This is a genomic window from Pseudomonas sp. MDT2-39-1 (genome assembly GCF_054898085.1).
Genome location: NZ_CM142716.1, coordinates 6,378,241 through 6,388,641, shown reverse-complemented (window position 1 = coordinate 6,388,641; position 10,401 = coordinate 6,378,241). Strand labels below are relative to the sequence as shown.

9 protein-coding genes and 1 pseudogene are annotated in these 10,401 nt (G+C 59.7%); 5 read left to right on the top strand and 5 right to left on the bottom strand.

Features of this window, described 5'->3' with window-relative positions; genetic code table 11:
* Positions 1-91: 91 nt before the first annotated feature.
* From ACYZTM_RS29550 to ACYZTM_RS29540, 3 genes and pseudogenes are all read right to left on the bottom strand, one after another.
* A pseudogene (locus ACYZTM_RS29550) lies at positions 92-612 on the bottom strand (cupin domain-containing protein).
* Positions 613-857: 245 nt separating this feature from the next.
* A complete protein-coding gene (locus ACYZTM_RS29545; RefSeq protein ID WP_461986223.1) occupies positions 858-1,055 on the bottom strand; it encodes a YbdD/YjiX family protein in 198 nt (65 codons plus the stop codon).
* A 15-nt stretch (positions 1,056-1,070) separates the two neighbouring features.
* On the bottom strand, positions 1,071-3,128 hold the full coding sequence (locus ACYZTM_RS29540) for a carbon starvation CstA family protein (protein ID WP_461986221.1): 2,058 nt from the start codon (positions 3,126-3,128) through the stop codon (positions 1,071-1,073).
* Positions 3,129-3,506: 378 nt separating this feature from the next.
* Between ACYZTM_RS29540 and ACYZTM_RS29535 the strand changes: the two genes are divergently transcribed.
* Positions 3,507-4,874 carry a cache domain-containing protein gene (locus ACYZTM_RS29535; RefSeq protein WP_461986219.1) on the top strand — a complete coding sequence of 456 codons (1,368 nt, stop codon included), beginning with the start codon at positions 3,507-3,509 and terminating at the stop codon, positions 4,872-4,874.
* A gap of 33 nt (positions 4,875-4,907) precedes the next feature.
* Entirely contained in the window at positions 4,908-5,540 is a 633-nt protein-coding gene (locus ACYZTM_RS29530; protein ID WP_461986217.1) for a response regulator, read from the top strand.
* 9 nt (positions 5,541-5,549) lie between these two features.
* Here ACYZTM_RS29530 and ACYZTM_RS29525 read toward each other — a convergent pair whose 3' ends face one another.
* Positions 5,550-6,074, bottom strand: coding sequence for a transporter suffix domain-containing protein (locus ACYZTM_RS29525; protein ID WP_461986215.1), 525 nt, complete (start codon positions 6,072-6,074; stop codon positions 5,550-5,552).
* Between the two features lie 116 nt (positions 6,075-6,190).
* Between ACYZTM_RS29525 and ACYZTM_RS29520 the strand changes: the two genes are divergently transcribed.
* Genes ACYZTM_RS29520 through ACYZTM_RS29510 form a run of 3 tightly spaced genes read left to right on the top strand, consistent with a single transcriptional unit; the run spans position 6,191 to position 9,879 of the window.
* Positions 6,191-7,732 carry an efflux transporter outer membrane subunit gene (locus ACYZTM_RS29520; protein WP_461986213.1) on the top strand — a complete coding sequence of 514 codons (1,542 nt, stop codon included), beginning with the start codon at positions 6,191-6,193 and terminating at the stop codon, positions 7,730-7,732.
* Positions 7,725-8,864 (top strand): HlyD family secretion protein, encoded by a 1,140-nt coding sequence (locus tag ACYZTM_RS29515; protein WP_461986211.1) that lies wholly within the window; start codon positions 7,725-7,727, stop codon positions 8,862-8,864. The genes ACYZTM_RS29520 and ACYZTM_RS29515 overlap by 8 nt, the downstream gene beginning before the upstream one ends.
* Complete coding sequence (locus ACYZTM_RS29510) at positions 8,854-9,879, top strand: DUF2955 domain-containing protein (RefSeq protein ID WP_461986209.1); 1,026 nt, start codon at positions 8,854-8,856, stop codon at positions 9,877-9,879. Before ACYZTM_RS29515 ends, ACYZTM_RS29510 begins: the two co-directional genes overlap by 11 nt.
* Here ACYZTM_RS29510 and ACYZTM_RS29505 read toward each other — a convergent pair.
* The gene (locus ACYZTM_RS29505; RefSeq protein ID WP_461986207.1) at positions 9,864-10,319 is read right to left on the bottom strand and encodes a hypothetical protein; all 456 of its coding nucleotides are present in this window, start codon (positions 10,317-10,319) and stop codon (positions 9,864-9,866) included. The two genes, ACYZTM_RS29510 and ACYZTM_RS29505, sit on opposite strands and share 16 nt — an antisense overlap.
* Between the last annotated feature and the right edge of the window lie 82 nt (positions 10,320-10,401).

Below are 10,401 nucleotides of genomic sequence, written 5' to 3'. Positions count from 1 at the left end.
CCATCCGACTATTCCTATTTTCAGCGACAAAATGTTTCGAGACTGACCCGGTTGTACGCAGATTTTGAAGCCCTCAATTCACCCCAGCTCCTCATTCTTGTGTCAGCACTCCAATCAGCTCCGAATACTCTGGAAACTGTACGCTGAGCTTCTGCCGATGACCCAACTCCATGTCGGCATAATCAAACCCAGGTGAAACCGATTCACTGATCAATCCGTATCCCGCCAATCCATCTGTCAGCCGCGAAGCTTTCCAGACACCGCCCGGTACGTGCAGCTGCAATTATTGCCCGGCAATAACGTCGCTGCCCATCACCACAGTTTTCCGCCGTCTGGAAAAATCAGGCTGTACTGAATTGCGTCTCCCAAACGGTAGTAATGCACGATGTCTGATTGGTTGAAATGAAAATGACCTGCCGGCGCATCTTTGGTCAGCAAATAGTAAATGGATGTCATCAGGTAACGCGGGCCGCTATCGGTTTCAACCATGGAATGGTGATCCGATTGGAAGGTTCTGCGATAGAAACCACCTTCCGTATGAGGCTCCAAATCCGGTGCTGCAATCAATCCTTCAGCGCCAGGAACAAGGGTTTTAAACACATTGCTGGTCATCTGGATTTAAGTTCGCTCAGGTAGTCCTTGCTGGACATCTTCGAGCTTGCGGCGGAATCATTTTTCTTTGTGCCTTTCTTGTCCTTTGCCATGGCCCAAACCTCACAGTCGCTGTGATCGCTGAGTTTAGTCCATGGTTAAAATTTTACAGGCGCCGAGGAAGCCGCTGAGAATTTGAAAAGGCAACGCAAAAAATGTGGGAGCAAACTCGCTCCCACAGGGATTGCATCAAACCGGCTGTTGCATCAACAACACTTCGGCCCGGCCTTGCTCCCGTAACGCGCTTCCTGGCGTTCCCGAAAGAACACTTCGTAGCTCATCACCGGTCTGTCCGGATGTTTGTTCTGCATATGTTCGACGTAGGTGTCGTAATCCGGCATCCCCACCATCAGGCGTGCGGCCTGACCGAGGTATTTGCCGAGGCGACTCAGGTCATTGAACATTGGCGCCCTCCTCCATCACGCTTGCGGCAGCGCCTGGAATGGCGCTTCTTTATCCGTACGCTCCTTGCTGCCCCAGGCGGCAATGCCGACCTTGAGCGCAAAGAACAGGATGCTGAAGACCACCAGCAGGAACAGCGCGGTGAGCGTTGCGTTGGTGTAGGCGTTGTAGATCACGTGATGCATCTGGTCGATGCTCTTCGCCGGAGCGAGGATCTGACCGTTGGCCAGCGCGTCGCTATATTTCTTGGCCAAAGCCAGGAAACCGATCGCCGGGTTGGCATCGAACAGCTTGATGAAGCCTGCGGTGGTGGTGCAGATCAGCAGCCATACCGCTGGCAGCATGGTCACCCAGACGTAGCGCTGGCGCTTCATTTTGATCAGCACAACAGTCGCCAACATCAGCGCGATACCGGCCAGCATCTGATTGGAAATACCGAACAACGGCCACAAGGTGTTGATGCCGCCCAGTGGATCGATCACACCCTGGTACAACAGATAACCCCACATCGCCACACAACCGGCGGTTGCGATCAGGTTGGCAGTCCAGGACTCGGTGCGCTTCAGGGATGGCACGAACGAGCCGAGCAAGTCCTGCAGCATGAAGCGTCCGGCACGGGTGCCGGCGTCAACCGCCGTCAGGATGAACAGCGCTTCGAACAGGATCGCGAAGTGGTACCAGAACGCCATGGTGTTTTCACCCGGCAGAACGTGGTGCAGGATCTGCGCGATGCCGACTGCCAACGTTGGTGCGCCACCGGCACGAGCCAGGATCGTGGTTTCACCGATGTCCTTGGCCACCGCTTGCAGCGCTTCCGGAGTAATTGCAAAACCCCAGCTGCTGACGGTCTGAGCAACCGAAACAGCATCCGAGCCGACAAGCGCCGCCGGGCTGTTCATGGCGAAATACACGCCCGGTTCGATCACCGAAGCCGCGACCATGGCCATGATGGCGACGAAGGACTCCATCAGCATGCCGCCGTAACCGATGTAGCGGGCATGGCTTTCGCTGGCCAACAGTTTCGGCGTGGTGCCGGAAGCGATCAGCGCGTGGAAACCGGAGACCGCGCCACAAGCGATGGTAATGAACAGGAACGGGAACAGCCCACCTTTCCACACCGGGCCGGTGCCGTCGATGAACTGGGTCAGTGCCGGCATTTTCAGGTCGGGCATGGTGATCAGAATGCCGATCGCCAAGGCCACGATGGTGCCGATTTTGAGGAAGGTCGACAGGTAGTCACGCGGTGCCAGAATCAGCCACACCGGCAATACCGCAGCGACAAAGCCGTAGCCGATCAACATCCAGGTGATCTGAATGCCAGTGAAGGTAAAGGCCTTGGCCCAAACCGGATCAGCGGCAATCTGCCCTCCGAGCCAGATCGAACCCAGGAGCAATAGCACGCCGACAATGGAGATTTCACCGATGCGGCCCGGACGGATGTAGCGCATGTAAATGCCCATGAACATCGCGATCGGGATGGTTGCCATCACCGTGAAAATGCCCCATGGACTCTCGGCCAGGGCTTTCACGACGATCAGCGCCAGCACCGCGAGGATGATGATCATGATCAGGAAGCAACCAAACAGCGCGATGGTCCCGGGGATGCGGCCCATTTCTTCACGGACCATGTCGCCCAGCGAGCGACCGTTGCGGCGGGTGGACATGAACAGGACCATGAAGTCCTGAACGGCGCCGGCCAGCACCACACCGGCAATCAGCCACAGCGTGCCGGGCAGGTAGCCCATCTGTGCGGCCAATACCGGACCGACCAAAGGCCCCGCGCCAGCGATGGCAGCGAAGTGGTGACCAAAAAGCACGTGTTTGTTGGTCGGCACGTAGTCCAGGCCATCATTATTGATGACGGCGGGCGTGGCACGATTGGGGTCGAGTTGCATCACCTTGGTGGCGATGAACAGGCTGTAGTAGCGGTATGCGACGAGGTAGATAGCGACTGCTGCGACTACGATCCAGAGGGCATTGATCGCTTCGCCGCGGCGCAGGGCCACAACACTTAGCGCAAACGCTCCCAGGACAGCCACGGCAAACCAGGCGAGGTGTTTAGCCAGACGGGGCATAGCGTGTCTCCTGCCGACAGCCAGTGACTGCGGCGGTAATTTTTATAATTGTGTCCGCGGTGCGGAGCTGGCCCAATATCCCCGCATGCCATCTACAAATAAATCCGCGTTACTACGTACGTGGCATCTACGTAGTTCTACGTAGATGCCCTGATATCCATGTGGGAGCGGGCTTGCTCGCGAAAGCGGTGTGTCATTCAGTATTTTTGCTGGCTGACACACCGCTTTCGCGAGCAAGCCCGCTCCCACAGGGTTTTGCATGTTGGCTGACAGACGTGACCGCCGCAGGTCATTCCGTCCAGCACCGCTACTGGACGCGCGTATCTTTGGCATATGATGCCGGGCCTTCGCCTTCCCTCGGTCCGGTCAGGAGCCAAGATGCAGCTCAAACACAAAATCGTCGCGCTCGGGATTCTGCCGCTGGTGTTGGCGATCGCCGTGATCTGCGCGCTGGTGATTTCCCTGAATCGCCAACTCGGCGATCAACAGGCGCAGCTGATCGAAGACAGCATTCTGGCCAGCAAGCGTGCCGAGCTGAAAAACTACGTGGAAATGGCGCAAAGCCTGATTGCACCGCTGTACGACGACGGCCACGGGGACGAGCACGCCCAGCAACAAGTGCTGGAGGAACTGCGCAAGCTCAGCTTCGGCATCAATGGCTACTTCTTCGTCTACGACCGCGAGGGTCGCAGCCTGATGCATGCGCGCCAGTCAGAGCTGGTGGGCAAATACCTGTGGGACATGAAGGACCCTCACGGTTTGCCAGTGATCCAGGCGTTGCTCAAAAGTGCGCAATCCGGCGAAGGTTTTCAGCGCTACGCCTGGAACAAGCCCTCCTCCGGCCAGGTAACCGACAAACTCGCTTATGTGGTGATGCTGGATCGTTGGGGCTGGATGCTCGGCACCGGCATCTACCTGGAAGACGTTGAGCGCGCCACCCAGCAGGCGCGTGACGAAGTAGCTCAAGGCATTCGCAAGACCATGTTGGCGATTGCCGCAGTGGCCCTCGTGGCCGTGCTGTTTGTCTTCGCCAGTGGCATGACGCTCAACGTCAGCGAGCATCGTCTGGCGGACAAAAAGCTGCAGCGCCTGACCCAGCGTATCGTCAGCTTGCAGGAAGAAGAGCGATCACGGGTTTCCCGCGAGCTGCACGACGGCATCAGTCAGGTGCTCGTCTCCATTAAGTTTCAGTTCGAACTGGCCAGTCTTCTGCTGGAGAATGACCAGGCGCAAGACAAGGGGTTGAGCACGCTAAAAGACGCCACGGCACGCCTCGGCGACGCGATTGGTGAAGTTCGCAGCCTCTCCCACGACCTGCGTTCGTCGCTGCTCGACACCTTGGGTCTGCCGGCGGCGATCGGCCAACTCGCCGCAGAATTCGAGCAACGCAGCGGGCTCACCGTGACTTACGACGATAATGAGTTCGACTGTGACCTGGTCGATGGCGCAGCGGTGTCGCTGTTCCGGATTGTGCAAGAAGGCCTCACCAACATCGAACGCCACGCACAGGCGAAAAACGTTTCGATTACCCTGCACGGGTCGCAAGAAACTGTGCGGTTGACGGTGGTCGACGATGGTGTCGGATTCAACGTCGCCCAAGTTGAACGTCGCCATGCGGGCATTGGCCTGCGTAATATCCGTGAGCGTGTCGAACATTTTGGTGGACGTTTCGACCTGATTTCGATACCCGGAAGAAGTGAGCTGGACGTGCTGCTGCCGATGAAAATGCCCGGCGCAAAACGCTGACTCAGCCCATTACAACAAGAGTGAATACCCGCGATGAACCTGCCCTACCCGATCCGCGTCGCCCTGGTCGACGATCACTCCCTGGTCCGCGACGGGATCAAAGCGTTGCTCGCGGTCATGGCGCCCCTGGAAGTGGTAGGCGAAGCCGAGAGTGGCGCGGATGCCATCGATATGGTCGGGCGCTGCCAGCCAGACTTGTTGCTGGTCGACATCAGCCTGCGCGACATGAACGGGCTTGAGCTGACCCGTGTGTTGCGCAGCCAGTACCCGTCGCTGAAGGTCTTGGTGCTGAGCATGTACGACAATTATGAATACGTCAGTGAATCGGTTCGCGCCGGCGCCAGCGGCTATGTGCTGAAGAACTCACCGTCGCGGGAAATCATTGCGGCGATCGAAGCCATCGCCAGTGGCGGCACGTTCTACAGCGCCGAAATCGCCCAGCGGCTGATTTCCGATAAAAGCACCGACAACGAGCTGACACCCCGTGAAAGCCAGGTGTTGTACAAGATGGCACAAGGGCTGAACAACAAGGAAATGGCCCGCGAGCTGGACATCAGCGTGCGCACGGTCGAAACCCATCGCCTGAGCATCCGCCGCAAACTCAACATCGACAAACCCGCGGCCCTGGTCAAATACGCGATCGATCACGGGATCATCACGCGCTAGCGAACAGCCTCACACCGTACCTGGAATGACGACCTTTGCCGTGCGGATAAACAACGCCCGCACCTTGTCCCAGAAGTTGCCCCCCAGCACAAAAAAGCTGCCGATCAGCATGGCGTCGCCCAGCACCTGCAACTGCCACAGGTTCGGTCTGAACCCAGCCCAGAATGTGTCGATGTAGGGTTCAAGAAAGGCCGAGATCAGCGGCAAACAAAACATCACGATACCGAGCCGATGACGAATCGGCCCTACTTCGGCATCGACAGACGGCGCAAGGCCGGACACGTAACCGAACAGCTTGCTTTTCAACTGCTGGAACCCGGCCTTGCCCATGACAGCAATGACGACGATCAGCAGGACTTTATTGCTGATGAACAAAACGCCGGTCAGCGCGGCGATTCTAGAGCCTGGAATGTCGAGCGCCGCGGCGATCGGCACCATCAGCCACGAGCCCAACATCAAGCAAATAATTGCGATGCCCACTTTGAAGCGCCAACCAGCGGAGTGGGGTTCAGCCTGACCTTGGGGGTTACTCATGAGTGTCCTGCCTATAAGTGATCGCAGAAGGTTTGAGGGTGCTTGAGAAGCTTAGCAGCCGGTTGCTCATTTGGACGGCTATGCTCCAGTGACCTTCCCTGGTTGGACGATACCCAATGCATCGAGGCCGTTCCCTGCTGAGGCTGCCAGGCCACCTCCTCTTGCTCGGCGTACTTGGCCTGAGTGGCTGTGTGAGGCTGGGACCGGACTTCCAGCCGCCGGGGGAAACCTGGGTCGAACAGTGGAACACCGCCGCCCTTGAACACGCCAGCCAACGCGGGACGAACCCGGATATTCGCCAATGGTGGCAGGTCTTCAACGATCCGCTGCTCAATCAGCTGATCGCCGAGTCGGATGCTCATAACGCCAGCCTGAAAATCGCCGGCCTGCGCGTGATGGAAGCCCGTGCCCAGTTGGGCATTGCGCAAAGCGGGCTGTACCCGCAGTTGCAGCAAGCCAGTGCTGACAGTCTGTACTTCAACCGCCGGCAATCCGGTGGCACCAATCCCCAGGACAGCCATTTCTGGCAATACAGCGCCGGCTTTGACGTTGGCTGGGAGCTGGACTTCTGGGGCCGTTTCAGCCGAGCCATCGAATCGTCCGACGCCAGTTACTTTTCGGCCCAGGCCAACTATGAAGATGTGCTGGTGTTGCTGCGCGCCCAGGTCGCAGACACTTACTTCTCGTTGCGCACCACCGAGGCGCGATTGCGCGTCGCCCGGGAGAACGCCAAACAGCAAAAACGCAATTTCGAGATCACCGAAAAGCTGTTCAACAGTGGGCAGCAAGCCGAACTGGACTTGCAACAAGCCAAAACCCAATACCTCGGCACGCTGAGCACCATCCCCAATCTCGAAGACCAGCTGCAACGAACCCGCAATGCCTTGGCCGTGCTGATCGGGCAACCGCCCGGCACGTTGCCGCAGGTGGCGGAGAACCAAGGGCTGATCCCGCTGGTCGATCGCGTCGTACTCCAGGATGTACCGGCCAATCTGCTGCTGCGCCGGCCCGATGTGCGTGCCGCCGAGCTGAGTGTCGCCGCCCAGTCCGCAATGATTGGCGTGGCTGAAAGTGATTTCTATCCGTCATTGACCTTGCTTGGCAGCATTGTCTGGTCGGCCGACACGCTCAACGGCACGTCCAGAAGCCTGGACCTGCTCGGCGGCCCCAGCCTGCGCTGGAACCTGTTCGACCATGGCCAGATCAGCAACAACGTGCGCGTCCAGGATGCGCGGTTGCAGCAACTGATCGAGACGTATCGCGACAAGGTCCGCCAAGCCGCGCGCGAAGCTGACGATGCCGCCACGGGCTTGATCAAATCGCTGGAGCGCGAGCGCATCCTGAGCGAGGCCGAAGTCGCCGCGAAACGCTCATTGGTACTGGCCAGCGCGCAGTACCGCGAAGGTTACTCAGACTTTCAGCGCGTGCTGGATGCGCAGCGCGCACTGCTCGAACAGCAGGACAACTACCTGGTCGCCCGCAGCAACGCCGTGAGCAATCTGATTGCCCTGTACAAATCCTTGGGCGGCGGTTGGTACAGCGCCCAGCCAAAAGTCGATGATGCCACCCGACAGCAGATGGAAAAACGCAGCGACTGGGGCGACCTGTTGAGCGAGCCCGTCGCCCCTCTGCCCCACAAGGTAAACAGCCATGAGTGAAGCCGCGCAGCCTGTCCCCGAGGCGCCCGCCCCCAAGCCTCCCGCGCCTGCCGCCGACCCGGCGAAAAAAGGCATCAAATGGGTGCTGTTCCTGATTCTCCTGAGCCTGGCGTGGTACCTGGCGGCCGATCGTTTCACACCTTATACGCAACAAGCGCGGGTGGGTGCCTTTGTCATTCCGGTCGCCTCGGAAGTCGCTGGCCGGGTGATCCGCGTCAACGTGCGCAACAATCAGGACGTCCAGGCCGGCGACGTGCTGTTCGAGGTGGACCCGCAGCCGTACCAGATTGCCGTGGATCGGGCGCGCGCAGACCTTGAATCGACACGTCGGCAGATCGGCGCCAGCACCGCCGGCATCGCCTCGGCGCAAGCCAACTTGCGGGCCGCGCAGGCCAATGAACTCAAGGCGAAACAAGACAACCAACGCCTCGAAGGCTTGTACCGCGAAGACCCTGGCACCATTTCCGTGCGCTTGCTCGAAGTGTCTCGCGCCAACCGTGAACAGGCCGTCAGTCAGGTCGCGGCCGCCCGTGCCGAAGTGCAACGGGCGCGCGAACAAGAAGGCGGCAGCGAGGAAGACAACGCTCTGCTGCGTAGCGCCGCCACGGCGCTGTCAAAAGCCGAGCTGGATTTGTCCAACACGCAGATCCGCGCACGTTCGGCAGGGCTGATCACCGATCTGCGCACCGACGCCGGGCAGTTCGCCGCGGCCGGTGGCCCGGTCATGACCCTGATTGCCATCCATGATGTATGGATCAGCGCGGACATGACCGAAAACAACCTCGGTCTGGTGAAAGTCGATACCCCGGTGGCGATCGTGCTGGATGCGCTGCCGGGCGAAGTGTTCGAGGGACGTGTGCGCAGTGTCGGTTACGGGGTCAGCGTCGGGCAGACACCCGCGCCAGGCACCCTGCCCGGCGTGCAAAACAGCCGCGACTGGCTGCGACCGGCCCAGCGTTTTCCGGTGATCATCGAGTTCTCCGACGACGCCCGAAAAGCCTTGCGCGACAGCCGTGCCATCCGGGCCGGCGGGCAGGCCGAAGTCATGGCCTTCCCCACCCAAAGCAACCCGCTGAACCCGCTGGGCCACGTGTTTGTGGGGTTTATGAGCTGGCTTTCGTATGCCTACTAAACACACGCCCCGGGAACAGCGCGCATTGCGACTCGCCACCGGTACGGCGTTGTGCCTGGCCGCCAGCTTCGGCCTGGGATTACCGATCCCCTTTCTGGCGCCGGTGCTGTGCCTGATCCTGCTGGCTTCGATCAATCGTCCGCTGCCGTTCAAGGCGGCCGTAGTGCTCGCTCTGACCGCGATGTTGACCACGGGCCTCGGCCTGTTGTTGATCCCGATCCTGCGTTATTACCCCGTCACTGGCGTACTGCTGATCGGCCTGAGTCTGTTCCTGGTGTTCCGTTTCGGTCTGCGCGGCGGCAATGCCCTGATCGTGACCTTCCTGGTGATTGGCCTGACCATGATCTCCTCGGCAGGCGTGGCCGAATTCGATCTGGCGGCGATGGTCATCGGTGCCCTCGTCAAGGGTTTGCTGCTCGCCGCTGCGGTAGTGGCGCTCAGTCACGGGTTGTTCCCGGATCCACCGAACGCCCCTTCCCCGCCGCCCGCGCCCCCCTTGCCCGCCGAAGAAGTCAGTCGAGTGGCGCTGCGTGCAACCCTGATTGTGTTGCCGACATTCCTGCTGGCGCTGGTCGACCCGGCCGGTTATCTGCCGATCATCCTCAAGGCCGTCAGCCTGGGTCAGCAAAGCTCCACGACCAACGCCCACAATGCCGGTCGTGAACTCGTCGGCTCAACCTTGCTCGCAGGCCTGTTGGCGATCCTGTTCTGGAGCGCCCTCAGCCTGTTTGTGCATCTGTGGATGTTCTATTTGTGGATGCTGCTGTTCAGCCTGGTGCTCGCGCACAAACTCTATGCCCTGAGCGCGACCCGGTTCCCCCCGGGGTTCTGGCTCAACACGCTGATCACGTTGATTATCCTGCTGGGGCAGTCAGTTCAGGACAGCATCGCCGGCAAGGACGTGTACACGGCGTTTGCAGTTCGGATGGGGTTGTTCCTCGCCGTCACGTTGTATGCCTGTTTGATGGTTCATCTGCTCGAGCAGCGGCCGCAAAAAGCTCAGGGATTAAACTGATAGCCCTTGCCTTGCAGGCAACTGCTGTACGCCGTTGAGGTGGTCGCGGCACTGGTTTTCTCTTGTGCCCGACGCTCCTGGCGCTGACGCGAACCGCCCACCACCGAGCCCGCCACCGCCGTCTCTTTGGCACGATTCTGCCGATAGTCCTGCTTCGTGTCGTCATCGACGCGATCATAAAACTCGTCATGCTGACGCCCGCGGACTTGGGCCCCAGCCGCTCCGGCGGCAGCACCCGCAACAGCACCGCGCACTCGCCCTCCGGAAGCAGGCTGCGCGGTCGACGCGGCCTGACTGGACGCGATGCTATTGCATTCATTGATGTCCAGCTGGGTCTGTTGCGAACTCTGCCCTTTCATCGGAACGACCGTTGCAGCCCAACCCTGGGTGCAGGCAACCGCCAACGCGATGCTCAGGCTGATGGATGACACCTTGCTCATAATGACCTCCAACGCAGCCTGTCACTCGGCAAAAAAAACTGGGTGGTAGACCGCTGATGACTGCTTCCGGGCTTGATTTGGC